The organism is Pseudomonas sp. C11 (assembly GCF_034683865.1).
Taxonomy (GTDB): Bacteria; Pseudomonadota; Gammaproteobacteria; order Pseudomonadales; family Pseudomonadaceae; genus Aquipseudomonas.
The window spans coordinates 43855-61983 of sequence record NZ_JAWIIP010000003.1 but is presented as its reverse complement, the minus strand read 5'-3'; the positions used below and the strand labels follow the sequence as shown (position 1 = coordinate 61983).

At 63.1% G+C, this 18129-nt stretch carries 17 protein-coding genes; 3 read left to right on the top strand and 14 right to left on the bottom strand.

Annotation, left to right across the window (positions count from 1 at the left end; genetic code table 11):
• Positions 1-195 precede the first annotated feature (195 nt).
• The 3 genes from rpoD to rpsU form a co-directional block, all read right to left on the bottom strand.
• Positions 196-2046 carry an RNA polymerase sigma factor RpoD gene (gene rpoD / locus VC352_RS06375; protein ID WP_322978747.1) on the bottom strand — a complete coding sequence of 617 codons (1851 nt, stop codon included), beginning with the start codon at positions 2044-2046 and terminating at the stop codon, positions 196-198.
• A gap of 67 nt (positions 2047-2113) precedes the next feature.
• Positions 2114-4120 carry a DNA primase gene (gene dnaG / locus VC352_RS06370; protein ID WP_322978746.1) on the bottom strand — a complete coding sequence of 669 codons (2007 nt, stop codon included), beginning with the start codon at positions 4118-4120 and terminating at the stop codon, positions 2114-2116.
• A gap of 131 nt (positions 4121-4251) precedes the next feature.
• The gene (gene rpsU / locus VC352_RS06365) at positions 4252-4467 is read right to left on the bottom strand and encodes a 30S ribosomal protein S21 (RefSeq protein ID WP_003290642.1); all 216 of its coding nucleotides are present in this window, start codon (positions 4465-4467) and stop codon (positions 4252-4254) included.
• A 202-nt stretch (positions 4468-4669) separates the two neighbouring features.
• Here rpsU and tsaD point away from each other — a divergent pair, with 202 nt between their 5' ends.
• A complete protein-coding gene (tsaD, locus tag VC352_RS06360; protein ID WP_322978745.1) occupies positions 4670-5695 on the top strand; it encodes a tRNA (adenosine(37)-N6)-threonylcarbamoyltransferase complex transferase subunit TsaD in 1026 nt (341 codons plus the stop codon).
• Between the two features lie 56 nt (positions 5696-5751).
• Here tsaD and plsY read toward each other — a convergent pair whose 3' ends face one another.
• A complete protein-coding gene (gene plsY, locus VC352_RS06355; RefSeq protein WP_322978744.1) occupies positions 5752-6321 on the bottom strand; it encodes a glycerol-3-phosphate 1-O-acyltransferase PlsY in 570 nt (189 codons plus the stop codon).
• Positions 6322-6395: 74 nt separating this feature from the next.
• Between plsY and folB the strand changes: the two genes are divergently transcribed.
• Together folB and folK are read left to right on the top strand one after the other, a co-directional pair.
• Positions 6396-6752, top strand: coding sequence for a dihydroneopterin aldolase (gene folB, locus VC352_RS06350; RefSeq protein WP_322978743.1), 357 nt, complete (start codon positions 6396-6398; stop codon positions 6750-6752).
• On the top strand, positions 6743-7276 hold the full coding sequence (gene folK, locus VC352_RS06345) for a 2-amino-4-hydroxy-6-hydroxymethyldihydropteridine diphosphokinase (protein ID WP_322978742.1): 534 nt from the start codon (positions 6743-6745) through the stop codon (positions 7274-7276). The genes folB and folK overlap by 10 nt, the downstream gene beginning before the upstream one ends.
• 135 nt (positions 7277-7411) lie before the next feature.
• On the opposite strand, the gene VC352_RS06340 is transcribed toward folK, so the two are convergent.
• The 10 genes from VC352_RS06340 to pdxA all read right to left on the bottom strand — a co-directional run bounded on the left by VC352_RS06340 (position 7412) and on the right by pdxA (position 18071).
• Positions 7412-8662, bottom strand: a complete 1251-nt coding sequence (locus VC352_RS06340) for a multifunctional CCA addition/repair protein (protein ID WP_322978741.1) — start codon at positions 8660-8662, stop codon at positions 7412-7414.
• A gap of 81 nt (positions 8663-8743) precedes the next feature.
• A complete protein-coding gene (locus VC352_RS06335) occupies positions 8744-9241 on the bottom strand; it encodes a DUF4136 domain-containing protein (RefSeq protein ID WP_322978740.1) in 498 nt (165 codons plus the stop codon).
• 60 nt (positions 9242-9301) lie between these two features.
• The gene (locus VC352_RS06330; protein ID WP_322978739.1) at positions 9302-10867 is read right to left on the bottom strand and encodes a SpoVR family protein; all 1566 of its coding nucleotides are present in this window, start codon (positions 10865-10867) and stop codon (positions 9302-9304) included.
• Positions 10868-10876: 9 nt separating this feature from the next.
• On the bottom strand, positions 10877-12148 hold the full coding sequence (locus VC352_RS06325; RefSeq protein WP_322978738.1) for a YeaH/YhbH family protein: 1272 nt from the start codon (positions 12146-12148) through the stop codon (positions 10877-10879).
• A 216-nt stretch (positions 12149-12364) separates the two neighbouring features.
• Positions 12365-14287, bottom strand: a complete 1923-nt coding sequence (locus VC352_RS06320; protein ID WP_322978737.1) for a PrkA family serine protein kinase — start codon at positions 14285-14287, stop codon at positions 12365-12367.
• A 283-nt stretch (positions 14288-14570) separates the two neighbouring features.
• The gene (gene glpE / locus VC352_RS06315) at positions 14571-14900 is read right to left on the bottom strand and encodes a thiosulfate sulfurtransferase GlpE (RefSeq protein ID WP_322978736.1); all 330 of its coding nucleotides are present in this window, start codon (positions 14898-14900) and stop codon (positions 14571-14573) included.
• 22 nt (positions 14901-14922) lie between these two features.
• Positions 14923-15741 (bottom strand): symmetrical bis(5'-nucleosyl)-tetraphosphatase, encoded by an 819-nt coding sequence (locus VC352_RS06310; RefSeq protein WP_322978735.1) that lies wholly within the window; start codon positions 15739-15741, stop codon positions 14923-14925.
• On the bottom strand, positions 15741-16121 hold the full coding sequence (apaG, locus tag VC352_RS06305) for a Co2+/Mg2+ efflux protein ApaG (protein ID WP_322978734.1): 381 nt from the start codon (positions 16119-16121) through the stop codon (positions 15741-15743). Before apaG ends, VC352_RS06310 begins: the two co-directional genes overlap by 1 nt.
• A 29-nt stretch (positions 16122-16150) precedes the next feature.
• Entirely contained in the window at positions 16151-16960 is an 810-nt protein-coding gene (rsmA, locus tag VC352_RS06300) for a 16S rRNA (adenine(1518)-N(6)/adenine(1519)-N(6))-dimethyltransferase RsmA (protein WP_322978733.1), read from the bottom strand.
• A gap of 118 nt (positions 16961-17078) precedes the next feature.
• Positions 17079-18071, bottom strand: a complete 993-nt coding sequence (gene pdxA, locus VC352_RS06295; protein ID WP_416340101.1) for a 4-hydroxythreonine-4-phosphate dehydrogenase PdxA — start codon at positions 18069-18071, stop codon at positions 17079-17081.
• Positions 18072-18129: the final 58 nt, after the last annotated feature.

Here is an 18129-nt window from a genome sequence, read left to right as displayed (position 1 = left end):
GATGGGCGGCGTCGGCGGGGAGGGCGTGGCTTTGTAGCGTCCAGCAGGCCAGACAAAGGAGCAGGATGGCTGGCAGGCGTGGCATGTCGATCTCGTCCGGTTTAGTTACCGTTCGAGTGTAGACCGCCATCGCCATACTGGCAGTTTGCTCGACTGTAAAAACAACAACCCCGGCCTGGGCCGGGGTTGTGGGTGTCACTCGTCGAGGAAGGAGCGTAGATGCTCGCTTCGCGTCGGGTGGCGCAGTTTGCGCAGCGCCTTGGCTTCGATCTGACGGATACGCTCACGGGTAACGTCGAACTGCTTGCCCACTTCCTCGAGGGTGTGGTCAGTGTTCATGTCGATACCGAAGCGCATGCGCAGTACCTTGGCTTCACGGGCAGTGAGGCCGGCCAGCACTTCGCGAGTGGCTTCCTTGAGGCTTTCGACCGTGGCTACGTCGATCGGGGACTGCATGGTGCTGTCCTCGATGAAGTCGCCCAGGTGCGAATCTTCGTCGTCGCCAATCGGGGTTTCCATGGAGATCGGCTCTTTGGCGATCTTCAATACCTTACGGATCTTGTCCTCGGGCATTTCCATGCGCTCACCCAGCTCTTCCGGCGTGGGCTCGCGACCCATTTCCTGCAGCATCTGACGGGAGATGCGGTTGAGCTTGTTGATCGTCTCGATCATGTGCACCGGGATACGGATGGTGCGCGCCTGGTCGGCGATCGAGCGGGTGATCGCCTGGCGAATCCACCAGGTGGCGTAGGTCGAGAACTTGTAACCGCGACGGTATTCGAACTTGTCCACCGCCTTCATCAGGCCGATGTTGCCTTCCTGAATCAGGTCGAGGAACTGCAGGCCACGGTTGGTGTACTTCTTGGCGATGGAGATCACCAGACGCAGGTTCGCCTCGACCATTTCCTTCTTGGCGCGGCGAGCTTTCGCTTCACCGATGGACATGCGGCGGTTGATGTCCTTGATCTCGGCCAGGCTCAGGCTGCATTCGGCTTCCAGGTCGACCAGCTTCTGCTGGCAACGCTTGATGTCGGCCTGCAGGTTGCCCAGGGCTTCGGCGTACTTGGCCTTGCCCTTGGCCAGATCACCGGCCCAGTCCATGTCGACTTCGTTGCCCGGGAACAGGCGCAGGAAGTCGGCACGCGGCATACGTGCATCACGTACGCACAGTTGCATGATGGCGCGCTCTTGCGCACGCAGGCGGTCAAGGGCGTCGCGCACATGAACGACCAGGGCGTCGTACTGCTTGGGCACCAGCTTGATCGGCATGAACAGCTCGGCCAGTGCGGCCAGCTCGTCAGTGACCTGCTGGCTGCCACGGCCATGCTTCTTCAGGGCCTTCTGGACTTTTTCGTGCTGCTCGGCCACGGCGTTGAAACGACGCGCGGCTTCTTCCGGATCCGGACCGCCGTCGCCATCGGCTTCGTCGTCGTCGCTTTCGCTCTCTTCGTCCTCGTCCTCTTCGTCTTCCTTGGCTTTGGCGCCGTCCTCTACAGGAACAGGCGCGGCGGCTTCGTCCGGAACGCTGCCGTCATCCGGGTCGATATAGCCGCTCAGCACCTCGGCCAGGCGACCGCCCTCGGTGGTGACGCGGGTGTACTCGGAGAGGATGTTCTCGACGGTGCCGGGGAAGTGAGCGATGGCGCTCATCACCTCGCGGATGCCTTCCTCGATGCGTTTGGCGATTTCGATCTCGCCTTCGCGGGTCAGCAGTTCCACGGTACCCATTTCGCGCATGTACATGCGCACCGGGTCGGTGGTGCGGCCAATGTCGGTCTCGACAGCGGCGAGTGCGGCGGCAGCTTCTTCGGCTGCTGCTTCGTCGGTGTCGGCTTCGGCCAACAACAGGGCGTCCGCATCCGGGGCACTCTCGAATACGTTGATCCCCATGTCGTTGATCATGCGGATGATGTCTTCCACCTGTTCCGGATCGGAAATATCCTCCGGCAGGTGGTCATTGACCTCCGCGTACGTCAGGTAACCCTGCTCGCGACCGCGGCTGATCAATTCTTTCAAACGAGATTGCTGTTGCGCTTTTACGGACATAACACCCTATCCACTGAAGGTCTTGGCGGGCTGAAAACAAGCCGAGGATTATACCAGAGAAAGTGCCTCAAGCGCCAGTTGATGAGGGGGCGACTGGAGAGGCGTTGCGGCTCAACAAGGCGCGCAGCTGGTCTTTTTCCTCTGCGCTCAGTTCACTTAGACGGGCTTTACGTAGCAATTGTTCAAGGCTGCGCTCCCGCTGGCGGGCTGCAAGAGTAGTTATAGTGTCGAAAAACTGTTGTTCAAGGTTGTCGGCCGAAATCAGCCATTCCTTTTCCGCCAGCGCACGCAGCAGGCGGCCCTGTTCGGTGCCGTGCCAGCGTGCGATCAACTGCAGCGAACGCAGCTTGGGCGTTTTCTGCAGGGTGCCGACCAGCGCCACGAGCAACTGGGCGTAGGTGTCTTCTTCGTCGGCGAAGTGGCTGACATCCTCGACCTTCTGCGCCAGTTGCGGGTGATGCAGCAGGGTGCGCAGGGCGCTCAGGTGCGGGGATTCGACGCTCACCGCCGTGCGCGGTGGATAATCCCGGCCCTGGCCCTTGCGATTCCACTTGCCGCCGTCTTTCTTCCAGTTGCCGCCATCCTTTTTCCAGTTGCCCTTGTTCTTGCCTGGGCTGCTGTCGTAGCCCTGAAAGCTGGGGGCGGGTTGTTCGTAACCGCCCAGATCCGGGATGGCGTCGTAATAGTCGCCGCTGGGGATGTCGGTGTATTCCGGGTAGGCGTTGCCGCTGTGTTGCGCCTGCGCTTGGCTGGGTGTCTGGCTGCGTGGCGCGCTGGCGATCTGGCTCAGGGCTTCGCCGGAGAGCCCGGTGAGCTCGCTCAGGCGCTGGCGCATCAGGGCGCGCAGGTTGTTGCCGGGGATCTTGTCGATCAGCGGCGCGGCCAGAGTCACCAGGTGCGCCTTGCCTTCCAGCGAGCGCGGGTCGGCTTCTTCGCACAGTTGCTGGAAGAAGTAGTCGGCCAGCGGTTGTGCGTGCTGGTTGATGCGGGCGCGGAAGGCGTCGGTGCCTTCGGCGCGTACCAGGGTGTCCGGGTCTTCGCCGTCGGGCAGGAACAGAAAGCGTGCGCGGCGACCGTCCTGCAGGCTCGGCAGGGTGGACTCCAGGGCGCGCCAGGCGGCATTGCGCCCGGCGGCGTCGCCGTCGAAGCAGAACAGCACGCTGGGCACGATGCGGAACAGACGCTTGAGGTGTTCCTCGCTGGTGGCCGTGCCGAGGGTCGCTACGGCATTGCGCAGGCCTTGCTGGGCCAGGGCGATGACGTCCATGTAGCCCTCGACCACCATGATCTCGTCGAGATCGCGGTTGTGCTTGCGTGCCTCGAACAGGCCGTAGAGTTCCTGGCCCTTGTGGAACACCGGGGTTTCCGGCGAGTTGAGGTACTTGGGCTTGTCGTCGCCCAGTACGCGGCCACCAAAGGCGATCACTCGGCCACGGCTGTCGCGGATGGGGAACATGATGCGGTCGCGGAAGCGGTCATAGCGCTTGCCGGTGTCGGCGTTCTCGATCAGCAGGCCGGCGTCGATCATCGCCTTCTGCTGCAGGGCATCGCTGCCCATCTGCTTGAGCAGGTTGTCCCAGCCTGGCGGGGCGAAGCCCAGGCCGAAATCGCGGGCGATCTCGCCGGTCAGGCCGCGGCCTTTCAGGTAATCGACCGCGTACTTGCGCTGCGGATGGCTTTTCAGGGCCTGGCGATAATGCTCGGCCGCCGCTTCCAGCAGGGGGTAGAGCGGTGAGTCGACCGGTTGCCTGGGCTTGTGCCCGCGCCCGCTCTCTTCGCGCGGCACGTCCATGCCGACGCGCTTGGCCAGTTCCTCGACCGCCTGGGGGAATTCCAGTTGGTCGTGATCCATGACGAAGCCGAGGGCGTTGCCGCCGGCGCCGCAGCCGAAGCAGTAGTAGAACTGCTTGTCCGGGCTGACGGTGAAGGAGGGGGTCTTTTCCTTGTGGAACGGGCAACAGGCGCTGTAGTTCTTGCCGGCCTTCTTCAACTGGATGCGCGAACTCACCACATCGACGATGTCGGTGCGGTTGAGCAGGTCATCGATGAAGGACTGCGGGATCAGGCCGGCCATAGGTGCTCAGCATAGTCGCCCGTGTGGGCACTCAGAAAGCAGAAAACTCCGCTGTTCACCTGAGGTGAGGCGGAGTTCCTGAAAAAGCAATGCCCGGCATGAGCCGGGCATTCGTTCGTCACGCGTACTGATTAGTACAGGCGGACGCTACGACGCTGCTCGCGCTGCACTTTCTTGGCGTGACGCTTAACAGCGGCAGCGGCCTTGCGTTTACGCTCGGCAGTCGGCTTCTCGTAAAACTCGCGGCTGCGAACTTCAGCCAGTACACCGGCTTTTTCGCAGGAGCGCTTGAAACGACGCAGGGCTACGTCGAAGGGTTCGTTCTCTTTAACTTTGACGGCTGGCATCCAGGTCGTACCTATCTTTAATTACCGGTTTCAACGCGTGCCCGGCAGTTGGCTCGGGATGCGTCGGTTTTCAAGGGTTGCGGATGTTACCGCCTCATCGCGCGGAATGCAAAGCCCTTAGGTCGAAAAGCGCTGGCCGCTCCGCCGGGCGGCGCTTATCATGCGCGCCTTCGTTCCACGCCGCAAACCAAGGCCTCGCTCCATGCTCGTACTGGGATTGGAAACTTCCTGCGATGAAACCGGCGTCGCGCTCTTCGATTCGGAGCGTGGCCTGCTGGCCGACGCGCTGTTCAGCCAGATCGACCTGCACCGCGTCTACGGCGGTGTGGTGCCGGAATTGGCCTCGCGCGATCACGTCAAACGCATGCTGCCGCTGATCCGTCAGGTGCTGGATGAAGCCGGCAAGCAGGCCAGCGATATCGATGCCCTGGCCTACACGGCCGGCCCCGGCCTGGTCGGCGCCCTGCTGGTCGGTGCGTCCTGCGCGCAGGCCCTGGCGTTCGCCTGGGGTGTGCCGGCCGTCGGCGTGCATCATATGGAAGGCCACTTACTGGCGCCGATGCTGGAAGAACAGCCGCCACAGTTTCCGTTCGTCGCCTTGTTGGTCTCCGGCGGGCATACCCAATTGGTGCGCGTTGATGGCATCGGCCAGTACCAATTGCTCGGCGAGTCGCTGGATGATGCGGCCGGTGAAGCCTTCGACAAGACCGCCAAGCTGATGGGCCTCAATTATCCCGGCGGCCCGGAAATCGCCAAGCTGGCGGAGCAGGGTACGCCGGGGCGCTTCGTCTTCCCCCGGCCGATGACCGACCGGCCCGGCCTGGATTTCAGTTTCAGCGGGCTGAAGACCTTCGCGCTCAATACGTGGCAGCAGTGCAAGAACGGCGGGGACGACCTCGACCAAGCCCGCCGCGACATCGCGCTGGCCTTCCAGCAGGCGGTAGTCGAGACTCTGACCATCAAGTGCAAGCGTGCCCTCAAGCAAACCGGCCTGAAAAGCCTGGTGATCGCCGGCGGCGTGAGTGCCAACAAGGCATTGCGTGAGTCGCTGGAGCGCATGCTCGGCGAGATGCGCGGTCAGGTGTTCTACGCACGGCCCAAGTTCTGCACCGACAATGGCGCGATGATCGCCTATGCCGGTTGCCAGCGCCTGCTGGCCGGGCAGCACGAGGATCTGGCGATCAAGGTGCAGGCGCGTTGGCCGATGGAAAGTCTGCCGGCGATCTGACGAGATTTTTACCGCGTAGGAGCGGCTTCAGCCGCGATGCCCGTAAGGCCGATTGCTTAAAAGCGGCGCTCGCGACCGGCGAACAGGTCGCGCAGGTTGTTGCGATGGCGCCAGACGATCAGCGCGGTCAGCACGCAGGCTGGCAGCAGGGCTGCCGGTTGTTGCCAGGCCAGCAGCGGCAGGGTCAGCGGCGTGGCGATCAGCGAGGCCAGCGAGCTGGTACGGGTCAGCAGGAATACCAGCGCCCAGGCCGCCAGGGCGAGCAAGGCTGCGGGCGGGTAGAGCCCCAGCAGCATGCCGGCGGCGGTGGCAACGCCCTTGCCGCCACGGAAGCGGAAGTACAGCGGGTAGAGGTGGCCGATCACGGCGGCCAGCCCGATCCAGGCCTGCTGCTGCAGGCCAAGCCCGAGCAGCTTGGCCACCAGGATCGGCAGCAAGCCCTTGAGCAGGTCGCCGAGCAGCGTCAGTATGGCGAGCTTGCGACCCGCGACGCGCAGCATGTTGGTGGCGCCGGGGTTACCGGAGCCGCTGGCACGTGGATCCGGCCCGCCGCTCAGGCGGCTGAGCAGGATGGCGAAGGAGAGCGAACCGAGCAGGTAGGCAAGGACTGCCAGAAGCCAGAACATGGTGGCCATTCCAGAGCTTGGGGTGGCCCGATTCTAACGAGGTGCGGCGCCCTTGTCGTGGCGCGGAGAGGCGGGTGGACAGAGTATTTATCGAGGGGCTCGAGGTCGAGACGGTGATCGGGGCCTACGATTGGGAACGCGACATTCGTCAATGTCTGCGACTGGATCTGCAGATGGCCTGGGACAACCGCCCGGCTGCCGCCGATGATGACCTCGACAAGGCGCTCGATTACGCCAGTGTCTCGACGCGTATCCAGGCCTTCGCTGCCGATTCGCAATTCATCCTGGTGGAGACTTTCGCCGAGCGCCTGGTGCAGACGCTGATGGCCGAGTTCGACATTCCCTGGATTCGCCTCAAGCTGACCAAGCCTGGTGCGGTGCCGGCGGCCCGTGGCGGTGTTGGCGTGGAGATCGAACGCGGATGTCCCTGACGCGGATCTACCTGGGCCTCGGCAGCAACATCGAGCGCGAGGTTCATCTGAGTGCCGGCCTCGATGCTTTGGCCGGCTTTCTCCATGAGATGCAGTGCTCGCCGGTGTTCGAGAGCCATGCCGTGGGCATCAAGAGTGGCAACTTCTTCAATCTGGTGGTGACTGCCAAGACCGATCTGCCGCTGGCTGAGCTGGATCGCCGACTGAAGTTCATCGAGGCCGACAACGGCCGCTATGCGCCGGATCGCAAGGGCTTGCCGCTGGATATCGACGTGCTGCTGTATGGCGATCAGGTCGGCAACTTCGATGGCCTGGTGCTGCCGCGTGCAGAAATCCTCAAGAACGCTTTCGTGCTCTGGCCGCTGTCACTGCTGGCCCCGCAGTTGTCACACCCGCTCGATGGTCGTCCGTTCGCCGAGCTGTGGGCGTCCGCCCAGATCGATCAGCAGTTATGGCCAGCAGCCTTCCAGTGGCGTGGCACCGAGCTGACGCCGGCTGAGCTGTTGCAGGCGCGCTCTTCGTAGCCAGGGTGCAAGCTTCGGCGCGGCTACGATTCGCCGCGAGGCGCGGCTCTTACAGGAAAAATGCATATCGGTGTAGGAGCCCCGCCCCGGGGCGAAAGCGATTGTGGCCATTCAGGAAGATTTGCGACTTGACCACTATTCGCCGCAGTGCGCGGTTCCTACAAGGCTATTGGCCTTGTAGGCCTTCAGCACCCGCAGGCGCTCGCGGTTGAGTGCCTCACCCAGTTCGGCGCCTTTGAAGCCCTTCTCCAGCAGCGGTTTGACCGGTACTTGCCGTGCGGCTTCGGCGGCGCCGAGCAGGTAAGCGGCTTGTGGATAGTCGCGCTGTTCCAGCCCTTTACGACCACGCGCGTCCATCTCGCAGGCTGCGACGAATTCGGCGAAGCGCTGCGGGCGGCGGAACACGTCGAAACGTTGCAGCAGTTCCAGCAATGTCGAGGTGCGTAGCTCCAGCGCGCGGTGGCTGTGGGTGTGAAATTCGCCGACCAGCAACGCCAGTTCGGCGCAGTCGCGCGGCACCTTGCAGCGCTCGTTGATCGGCTGGATTAGGCGCAGCCCCTTGTGTTCGTGAGCGATATGCCGTGGCCACTCATCCGTTGGCGTCAGGCCCTTGCCCACGTCATGCAGCAGGCAGGCCCAGCGCACGGTCAGCGGTTGCTCATGCTCGGCGCACTGGCGCAACACGGCGAGCACATGCACGCCGGTATCGATCTCGGGATGATGCGCCTCGGGCTGGGGCACGCCGAACAGGGCGTCCACTTCCGGCAGCAGGGCAGCCAGGGCGCCACAGTCGCGCAGCACCTGGACGAATACGTCCGGGCGCGGTTCCATCAGGGCGCGGGAGATTTCCTTCCAGCTGCGCTCCGGGGTGAGGTCGGCCAGTTCGCCGGATTCGGCCAGTTGACGCATCAGTGCCAGCGTCTCGGGGGCCACGCTGAAGCCGAGCGGCGCATAGCGGGCGGCGAAGCGCGCGACGCGCAACACGCGCAGCGGATCCTCGGCGAAGGCCGGGGACACGTGACGCAGGAGCCGGGCCTGCAGATCCTGCTGGCCGCCGTAGGGGTCGAACAGGGTGCCGTGATCGTCCTCGGCCATGGCGTTGATGGTCAGGTCGCGGCGGATCAGGTCGTCTTCGAGGCTCACATCGGGGCTGGCATGGAAGGTGAAACCGCCATAGCCGCGCCCGCTCTTGCGCTCGGTGCGGGCCAGGGCGTATTCCTCGCCCGTCTGCGGGTGCAGGAACACCGGAAAGTCGGCGCCCACCGGGCGGTAGCCGAGTTCGAGCATCTGTTCGGCACTGGCGCCCACCACTACCCAATCCACTTCGCTGACGGTGCGGCCGAGCAGGCGATCACGCACTGCGCCGCCGACTTTGTAGATCTGCATGTGTCTGATCCTCCACTGAGCGCAGAGGATACCGAAGATCGCCGCGGGGCGCGCCGCGATGTCTGAGACAGAGGCGGCAGGCTATGGCGTAGCCAGAGGGATCTGCGCCGTCAGCGCTTGTGTGGCGCGCTCCAGCAATTCGGCGCTGTAGCGTGTCGGGCTGAGGCCGGTGCTGATGGTGCCTTCCCACAGCACCTTGTCGTCGAGGTCGGTGAGACGCAGGCGCAAAGTGCCGCGCTCGTCGTGTAGCCGATGAATGGCCTGGTAGATCCCGGGTGAGCTGGGCGGTGGGGCATCGACCTTGAGCATCACAGGGCTGTCCTGCACGGCCAGCCAGTAGTGGACACGCAGCTGTGGCTGGGTGCTTTCGTGATAGCCACGGGCGGACAAGCCTTGACGCAGCAACTGTGGCAGTTGGCTGTAGTCGTCTGTCGCGGCGGTGCCCGGCGGGTCGATCAGCGCGAAGCTGTAGCGTCCGGCGAGCGAGGCGTCAGCGGGGCTGAGTATTCGTGCTTGGGGAATCTGGCTGGTACAGGTCGCCAGCCCCAGGCACAGCAGGATTACCAGGAAAAGGCGCATGCGGGCAGCCTCGTGAGGTCTGCCTGCATGCTGGTGGGATTGCCTTGCGGCGACAACCGATCAAATGGGTGGAATGACCAGATCCAGACGCGGGTAGTCGCTATCACCTTCATTGCTGCCACGGGGCGGTACGTGCTGGACGGTGATCAGTTGCTCGCCCTGCAGGGTTTCCAGGTGGATGTCGAAGCCCCAGAGACGATGCAGGTGCTTGAGCACTTCGCCGGTGGAGTCGCCCAGCGGTTTGCGGTCGTGCTGCTGGTGGCGCAGGGTCAGCGAGCGGTCACCTCGGCGGTCGACGTTCCAGATCTGGATGTTGGGCTCGCGGTTGCCCAGGTTGTACTGGGCGGCGAGCAGTTCGCGAATGGTACGGTAGCCGGACTCGTCATGAATGGCCGGCACCAGCAGTTCGTCCTTCTGGTCGTCGTCGAGGATGCCGAACAGCTTGAAGTCGCGGATCACCTTGGGCGAGAGGAACTGCAGGATGAAGCTCTCGTCCTTGAAGCTGTTCATGGCGAATTTCAGGGTGGTCAGCCAGTCGCTGCCGGCGATGTCCGGGAACCAGCGTTTGTCCTCTTCGGTGGGCTCCTCGCAGATGCGGCGGATGTCGCGGTACATGGCGAAGCCCAGGGCGTAGGGGTTGATGCCGCTGTAGTAGGGGCTATCGAACGATGGCTGGTAGACCACGCTGGTATGCGACTGCAGAAACTCCATCATGAAGCCGTCGGTGACCAGGCCTTCGTCGTACAGGTCGTTCATCAGGGTGTAGTGCCAGAAGGTGGCCCAGCCTTCGTTCATCACCTGGGTCTGGCGCTGTGGGTAGAAGTACTGGGCGATCTTGCGCACGATGCGGATCACCTCGCGCTGCCAGGGCTCCAGCAGCGGTGCGTGTTTTTCCAGGAAGTAGAGGATGTTCTCCTGTGGCTCGGCGGGGAAGCGCTTGCTGTCCTTGTCGCCGCCCTTGTCCGCACTTTTGGGAATGGTGCGCCAGAGGTCGTTGATCTGCTTCTGCAGGTGCTCTTCACGGTCTTTCTGGCGACGGCGTTCTTCCTCGGCGGAGATCGGGTAGGGCCGCTTGTAGCGGTCGACACCGTAGTTCATCAGGGCGTGGCAGGAGTCGAGCAACTCCTCCACCGCGTCGATGCCGTAACGCTCCTCGCACTGCATGATGTACTGCTTGGCGAACACCAGGTAATCGATGATCGAACTGGCATCGGTCCAGGTGCGGAACAGGTAGTTACCCTTGAAGAAACTGTTGTGGCCGTAGCAGGCGTGGGCGATCACCAGTGCCTGCATGCAGATGGTGTTTTCCTCCATCAGGTAGGCGATGCACGGGTCGGAGTTGATCACGATCTCGTAGGCCAGGCCCATCTGCCCGCGCTTGTAGCCTTTCTCGGTGGCCAGGAAGTGCTTGCCGTACGACCAGTGGTGGTAGCCCAGCGGCATGCCGACCGAGGCGTAGGCGTCCATCATCTGCTCGGCGGTGATCACCTCGATCTGGTTGGGGTAGGTGTCCAGCGCATAGCGCTCGGCGATGCGGGCGATCTCGCGGTCGTAGGTGCGGATCAGCTCGAAGGTCCATTCCGAGCCGGTGGAGATCGGCTGGCGTTTCTTCTCGGCAGGGCTCATGGCAACTCCTCAACTCACCAGGCGACGCTGGAACAGTTCGCGGAACACCGGGTAGATGTCCGCAGCGGACACCAGTTGCTGCTGGGCGAAGCTGTCGGCGAAGGCCTCGGCCACCTGTTCATACTCGAACCACAACGCCTGGTGCTCGCGCGGGGTGATCTCGACATAGGTGAAGTACTGCACGAACGGCATGATCTGGTTGACCAGGATGTCGCGGCAGACCGGCGAATCATCGTTCCAGTTGTCACCGTCCGAGGCCTGGGCGGCGTAGATGTTCCATTCGTTGATCGGGTAGCGCTCGGCCATGATCTCCTGCATCAGCTTGAGGGCGCTGGAGACGATGGTGCCGCCGGTTTCGCGGGAGTAGAAGAACTCCTCCTCGTCCACTTCCTTGGCGCTGGTGTGGTGGCGGATGAACACCACCTCGATCTTGTCGTAGTTCCGCTTGAGAAACAGGTACAACAGGATGAAGAAGCGCTTGGCCACGTCCTTGGTGGCCTGAGTCATGGAGCCGGACACGTCCATCAGGCAGAACATCACGGCCTTGGAGCTGGGGTTGGGCTGCTTGGTCAGCAGGTTGTACTTGAGGTCGAAGGTGTCGAGAAACGGCACACGATGGATGCGCGCGCTGAGCCGTTCGATTTCCTCCTGAACAGCCTGGATATCACCGAAGTTGTCCGGTTCTTCCCGTCGCAGTCGCTCCAGCTCGGCCTTGGCTTCGCGCAGCTTGGCGCGGCTGGAGCCGGACAGGGCGATGCGCCGCGCATGCGCCGAACGCAGGGTGCGGATGATATTGATGCGCGAGGGGTTACCCTCGCTGCTGATGCCTGCGCGCACCGTCTTGAAGGTGTCGGCACCGGTCAGGTGACGCTTGACCAGGTTTGGCAGTTCCAGATCCTCGAACATGAAGTCGAGGAATTCCTCCTGGGTGATCTGGAAGACGAACTCGTCCATGCCGTCGCCGGAGTTGCTCGCCTTGCCGCTGCCGCGTCCACCGCCGCCACCCTGTGGACGGGGGATGCGTTCGCCGGTGGTGAACTCCTTGTTGCCGGGGTGGACGATGGTCTGCTTGCCGCCACGGCCATGGTGCAGCACCGGCTCGTCGATATCACGGCCAGGAATGCTGATCTGCTCGCCGTGCTCCATGTCGGTGATGGAGCGCCGGCTGACGGCTTCCTCCACCGCTTTCTTGATGTGCTCACGGTAACGTCGCAGGAAGCGCTGGCGGTTCACCGTGCTCTTGTTCTTGCCATTCAGGCGTCGGTCGATCACGTAGCTCATGACATCTCCTTCGAACCTGTTCAGAGCCTGCTGCGCGTCGGCCCTGCTGCGTTGAAAACAGGTTCGGACTGCTCATTTACAGCTCGTAAACTCCGCGTCCTCACCTGTTTACGCCTTGCAGTGCTCTAGCTCGCGAGGCTTTGAACAGGTTCTTGCCCGCCTGTAGCCACAGGCAGACAGCGAATGACCCGGCGCGGGCTGCGCGCCGGACAGGGCTTACTGAGACTTGCGAACCCGCAGGTACCACTCGGACAGCAGGCGTACCTGCTTCTCGGTGTAGCCGCGCTCGACCATGCGTTTGACGAAGTCGTTGTGTTTCTGCTGTTCCTCCTTGCTGCCCTTGGCGTTGAAGCTGATGACCGGGAGCAGATCCTCGGTGTTGGAGAACATCTTCTTCTCGATGACCACGCGCAGCTTCTCGTAGCTGAGCCAGGTCGGGTTCTTGCCGTTGTTGTTGGCGCGGGCGCGCAGCACGAAGTTGACGATCTCGTTGCGGAAGTCCTTCGGGTTGCTGATGCCGGCCGGTTTTTCGATCTTCTCCAGTTCCTCGTTCAGCGCCACGCGGTTGAGGATCTCGCCGGTTTCCGGGTCGCGGTATTCCTGATCCTGAATCCAGAAGTCGGCGTACAGCACATAGCGGTCGAAGATGTTCTGCCCGTACTCGCTGTAGGACTCCAGGTAGGCGGTCTGGATTTCCTTGCCGATGAACTCGATGTAGCGCGGCGCCAGGTATTCCTTGATGTAGCGCAGGTAGCGTTCGCGCACTTCGGCCGGGAACTGTTCCTGCTCGATCTGTTGCTCCAGCACGTAGAGCAGGTGCACCGGATTCGCGGCGATCTCGTGCGGGTCGAAGTTGAATACCTTGGAGAGGATCTTGAAAGCGAAGCGGGTCGACAGGCCGTTCATGCCTTCATCGACGCCGGCGCTGTCACGGTACTCCTGGATCGACTTGGCTTTCGGGTCGGTGTCCTTGAGGTTCTCGCCGTCGTAGACGCGCATCTTCGAGTAGATATTGGAGTTCTCCGGCTCCTTCAGGCGCGAGAGTACGGAGAACTGCGCGAGCATCTTCAGGGTATCCGGCGCGCAATGCGCCTTGGCCAGCGAACTGTTTATCAGCAGCTTGTCGTAGATGCGGATTTCATCGGTGACGCGCAGGCAGTAGGGCACCTTGACGATGTAGATACGGTCGATGAAGGCCTCGTTGTTCTTGTTGTTGCGGAAGCTGTGCCATTCCGACTCGTTGGAGTGGGCCAGCAGAATGCCGCTGTAGGGAATCGCACCGAGGCCTTCGGTGCTGTTGTAGTTGCCTTCCTGAGTCGCGGTCAGCAGCGGGTGCAGCACCTTGATCGGCGCCTTGAACATCTCGACGAACTCCATCAGGCCCTGGTTGGCCCGGCACAGTGCGCCCGAGTAGCTGTAGGCGTCGGCGTCGTTCTGCGGGTATTCCTCGAGCTTGCGGATGTCCACCTTGCCGACCAGGGCAGAGATGTCCTGGTTGTTCTCGTCGCCCGGCTCGGTCTTGGCCACGGCGATCTGGTTGAGGATCGAGGGGTACAGCTTGACCACGCGGAACTGGCTGATATCACCACCAAACTCCTGCAGGCGCTTGGTGGCCCAGGGCGACATGATCGAATTCAGGTAGCGGCGTGGGACGCCATAGTCCTCTTCGAGGATCGCACCGTCTTCGGTGGCGTTGAACAGCCCCAGCGGCGACTCGAATACCGGCGAGCCCTTGATGGCGTAGAAGGGCACCTTCTCCATCAGTTGCTTGAGCTTCTCGGCCAGCGAGGATTTACCGCCGCCCACCGGGCCCAGCAGATAGAGGATCTGCTTCTTCTCTTCCAGCCCCTGCGCGGCGTGGCGGAAGTAGGACACGATTTGATCGATGCACTCTTCCATGCCGTGGAAGTCGGCAAAGGCCGGATAGCGGCGGATCACCTTGTTGGAGAAGATGCGCGACAGCCTTGGGTCGCTGGAGGTATCCAACAGTTCCGGCTCGCCTATGGCCATCAGTAGACGTTCGGCCGCAGTGGCGTAGGCGCTGCGATCCTGCTTGCACAGTTCGAGGTACTCCTGCAGCGAGTACTCCTCCTGGCGGGTCGCCTCGAAACGTTGTTGGAAGTGACTGAAAATACTCATGACTTCACCTCGCTCGATGCTGGAAGCTGGGCGCGGGTCGTCGGGCGAGTGGGTGCTGGGTGGCTCCGGCTGGAGAAGTGCCGGGGATGAATCCCCCAAACCCTAAAGATCGTTACCGATGGCCCGATGCCGGTTGGCCGGCTCTACCTTGCTATGGATGGCCTGAGTAACAGAATAGTTCGTTCTGGCGGGGGTCAAGGCGACGGTAACCATAAGAGGTTGTTACCGCCTGTCGGGAAGTGGCTGCAGGCCAGAGCGGGCGTGGCCTGCAGCAGACGAAAAATTATTCTTCGCCGCCTTGCGCGGTTTCCGCTGGATAGGTGGCGCGCCACAGCTCGAAACCGCCATCGAGGCTGTACACCTCGGCAAAGCCCTGGCCGACCAGATAGGCTGCCGCGCTCTGGCTGGAGTTGCCGTGGTAGCAGGCGACGATCAGCGGAGCATCGAGGTCGGCGTGGGTGATGAAATCATGCAGGGAGTGGTTGTCCAGGTGGCGTGAGCCGGCGATGTGGCCGTTGGCGAAGCTGTGTGGGTCGCGGATATCGACCACCACCGCGCCTTTTTCACGCAGGGCCTGTGCCTGTTCGGGGGAGATACGCTGAAATTCGCTCATGGGGTGCCTCGGGGGTCGTGTTCTAGGCCTGGGGGCAGGTGCAGCGATGATATTCGCCGTTGTCGACGTTGAGCAGGGTCATGGCGCCGCCCCATACGCAACCGGTGTCCAGCGCATACAGGCCCGGCTCCTGGCAGTTGCCTTCGAGCGCGGCCCAGTGGCCGAAGATGATCTTCTCGCCACGCATCTTGCGCTGCGGGTGGCTGAACCAGGGGGCGAAGCCGGGTGGTGCGCTGCCGACGCCTTCCTTGCTCTTCAGATCGAGTGTGCCGTCTGCGGTGCAGAAGCGCATGCGGGTGAAGTAGTTGGTGATCACGCGCAGGCGAGTCACGCCGTGCAACTCCTTGCTCCACTTGGCCGGTTCGTTGCCATACATGCCGTCGAGAAACAGCGGCAGGCGAGCGTCGTCGCGCAGTGCTTCCTCGACCTCGGCCGCCTTGCGCAGGGCCTTGTTCAACGACCATTGCGGCGGGATACCGGCATGCACCAGGGTGATTTTGCGTTCGGCATCGTGGTGCACCAATTTCTGCATACGGAGCCAGTCGAGCAGGTCGTTGCGATCCGGTGCGTCGAGAATCTCGCGCAGGGTGTCGCCCTTCTTCAGGCGCTCGATGTTGTGCGCCACGGCCAGCAGATGCAGGTCGTGGTTGCCGAGCACGCTGATCACCGCATGGCGGATGGTGTAGAGGAAACGCAGGGTTTCCAGTGACTGCGGGCCGCGGTTGACCAGATCGCCGACCAGCCAGAGCTGATCATGCGCCGGATCGAAGGCCACCTGCTCGAGCAGGCACTGGAGTGGCTTGAGGCAGCCTTGCAGGTCGCCGACAGCATACACCGCCATCAGTGCAACGCCCCGGGTACCGCCAGGCGGAACGGTGCGATGCTGGCGTCGAAGCGTTTGCCGTCCTCGGCGAGCATCTGGTAGCTGCCCTGCATGGTGCCGACCTGAGTGGTCATCACCGTGCCGCTGCTGTAGGTGTGGCTGGCGCCGGGCTCGATGTGCGGTTGTTGGCCGACCACGCCGGCACCCCGCACTTCCTGCACGCGGCCGTCACCGTCGGTGATGATCCAGTGGCGTGAGAGCAGTTGGGCGGGCAGCTCGCCGTTGTTGACGATGGTGATGGTGTAGGAGAAGGCGTAACGGCTCTGCTCCGGCTGCGATTGCGCGGCCAGGTACTGGGTCGTGACGCTGACATCGATCTGGTAACGAGGGTCGGACATGCAGGGAACTCTTCGAGCCTGTTGGCAGTTTAGACCGGGCTGGCGGCCTGGTGCGCGGCGAGCTGATCGGCCAGACGGACGAAGGCGGCCAGGTCGAGCTGTTCGGGGCGCAAGCTGCCATCGACACCGGCGGCTTCGATGGCTTCGGCTGGCAACAGTTGCTTGAGGGTATTGCGCAGGGTCTTGCGCCGCTGGTTGAAGGCCTCGCGTACCACGCGTTCCAGCAGGCGTGGGTCTTGCGCAGGATGCGGCAAGGTTTCATGCGGCACCAGGCGGACGATAGCCGAGTCCACCTTGGGCGGCGGATTGAAGGCGCCAGGGCCGACATTGAACAGATGCTCCACACGGCAGTGGTACTGCACCATGATCGACAGGCGCCCCCAGTCGCCACCACCGGGCTCGGCGGCCAGACGCTCGACCACTTCCTTCTGCAGCATGAAGTGCATGTCGCGAATCACCGGCGCGTTGTCCAGCAGGTGGAAAATCAGCGGGGTGGAGATGTTATAGGGCAGGTTGCCGACCACACGCAGGCTACGAGGGGCCGCGTTGAGGCGGGCGAAGTCGAACTTCAGTGCGTCGCCCTGGTTGAGGGCGAAGCGCGGATTGTCGCCGAACTTGGCCAGCAGGATGGGAATGAGGTCGAGATCCAGCTCGATCACGTCGAGCTGAGCACCACTGCCCAGCAGGCCTTCGGTCAGGGCGCCCTGGCCCGGACCAATCTCCAGCAGGCGCTCGCCCTCCTTGGCGCGGATGGCGCGCAGGATGCGGTCGATCACGCCCGCGTCGTGGAGAAAGTTCTGACCGAAGCGCTTGCGCGCGCGGTGTTGGTATTCGGACATGGAGCAGCTCCAGGCTTCAAGCTGCAAGCGTCAGGCAAGAGCGTAAAGCGAAAAGATAAAGAGGCGAAGCTTATCAGTTGAGGCTGGCCCCGGCATCCATGCCGGGCGACTTGTGTCTTCAGCGTGCGGCTGCCGCCATCTGATAGGCCGTCTCCAGAGCGACACGCAGGCTACCAGTGTCGACCTGGCCGCTACCGGCCAGATCCAGCGCCGTGCCGTGATCGACCGAGGTGCGGATGATCGGCAAGCCCAGGGTGACGTTCAGGGCGGCGCCGAAGCCCTTGTACTTGAGCACCGGCAGGCCCTGATCGTGATACATAGCCAGCACGGCGTCTGCCTGTTCGAGGTGCTTCGGGGTAAACAGCGTGTCGGCCGGCAGCGGGCCGATCAGGTTCATGCCTTCCGTGCGCAGGCGCTCCAGCGCCGGCTCGATGATCTCGATCTCCTCGCGGCCGAGATGGCCGCCCTCGCCGGCGTGCGGGTTGAGCCCGCAGACCAGCATGCGCGGCTCGGCGATGCCGAACTTGCTCTGCAGGTCGGCATGCAGAATGCGCGTGACCCGCAGCAGGCGCTCGCTGGTGATGGCGGCCGCGACATCCTTGAGCGGCAGGTGCGTGGTGACCAGTGCCACGCGCAGGCCATGGGTGGCCAGCATCATCACCACCTGTTCGGTCTGGGTCAGTTCGGCGAGAAACTCGGTGTGGCCGGAGAAGGCAATACCGGCCTCGTTGATTACGCCCTTGTGCACCGGCGCCGTGATCATCGCCGCGAAGGTGCCGTCCAGGCAGCCCTGGCCGGCGCGGGTCAGGGTTTGCAGCACGTAATGGGCATTGGCGCGGTTCAGTTGCCCAGGCGTACAGGGTTCGGCCAGCGGGGTATCCCAGACGTACAGGCTGCCGGCGGGCGCCGGGGTGGCGGGCCATTGGCCTGGGCCTGTCTCGATCAGCTCGATGGCTAGATCCAGTTGAGTGGCGCGAGAAGCGAGCAACTGGCGGCTGGCGATGGCGACCAGGATCTGCGGTTGCGCTTCACGCGCCAGCAGCAGGCACAGGTCCGGGCCGATGCCGGCAGGCTCGCCAGGGGTCAGGGCAAAGATCGGGGGCACGTTCATCGCGGCGTCTCGGTGATGGAGCGGGGGAGCAGTTTAATCCGTCTGCAGCCATAACGAA

Bases quoted from the DNA above. Each gene is read 5' to 3' on its own strand.
- rpoD (WP_322978747.1), bottom strand. From the start codon at position 2,046: ATGTCCGTAAAAGCGCAACAGCAATCTCGTTTGAAAGAATTGATCAGC.
- dnaG (WP_322978746.1), bottom strand. From the start codon at position 4,120: ATGGCCGGCCTGATCCCGCAGTCCTTCATCGATGACCTGCTCAACCGC.
- rpsU (WP_003290642.1), bottom strand. From the start codon at position 4,467: ATGCCAGCCGTCAAAGTTAAAGAGAACGAACCCTTCGACGTAGCCCTG.
- tsaD (WP_322978745.1), top strand. From the start codon at position 4,670: ATGCTCGTACTGGGATTGGAAACTTCCTGCGATGAAACCGGCGTCGCG.
- plsY (WP_322978744.1), bottom strand. From the start codon at position 6,321: ATGTTCTGGCTTCTGGCAGTCCTTGCCTACCTGCTCGGTTCGCTCTCC.
- folK (WP_322978742.1), top strand. From the start codon at position 6,743: ATGTCCCTGACGCGGATCTACCTGGGCCTCGGCAGCAACATCGAGCGC.
- VC352_RS06340 (WP_322978741.1), bottom strand. From the start codon at position 8,662: ATGCAGATCTACAAAGTCGGCGGCGCAGTGCGTGATCGCCTGCTCGGC.
- VC352_RS06335 (WP_322978740.1), bottom strand. From the start codon at position 9,241: ATGCGCCTTTTCCTGGTAATCCTGCTGTGCCTGGGGCTGGCGACCTGT.
- VC352_RS06330 (WP_322978739.1), bottom strand. From the start codon at position 10,867: ATGAGCCCTGCCGAGAAGAAACGCCAGCCGATCTCCACCGGCTCGGAA.
- VC352_RS06325 (WP_322978738.1), bottom strand. From the start codon at position 12,148: ATGAGCTACGTGATCGACCGACGCCTGAATGGCAAGAACAAGAGCACG.
- VC352_RS06320 (WP_322978737.1), bottom strand. From the start codon at position 14,287: ATGAGTATTTTCAGTCACTTCCAACAACGTTTCGAGGCGACCCGCCAG.
- glpE (WP_322978736.1), bottom strand. From the start codon at position 14,900: ATGAGCGAATTTCAGCGTATCTCCCCCGAACAGGCACAGGCCCTGCGT.
- VC352_RS06310 (WP_322978735.1), bottom strand. From the start codon at position 15,741: ATGGCGGTGTATGCTGTCGGCGACCTGCAAGGCTGCCTCAAGCCACTC.
- apaG (WP_322978734.1), bottom strand. From the start codon at position 16,121: ATGTCCGACCCTCGTTACCAGATCGATGTCAGCGTCACGACCCAGTAC.
- rsmA (WP_322978733.1), bottom strand. From the start codon at position 16,960: ATGTCCGAATACCAACACCGCGCGCGCAAGCGCTTCGGTCAGAACTTT.
- pdxA (WP_416340101.1), bottom strand. From the start codon at position 18,071: ATGAACGTGCCCCCGATCTTTGCCCTGACCCCTGGCGAGCCTGCCGGC.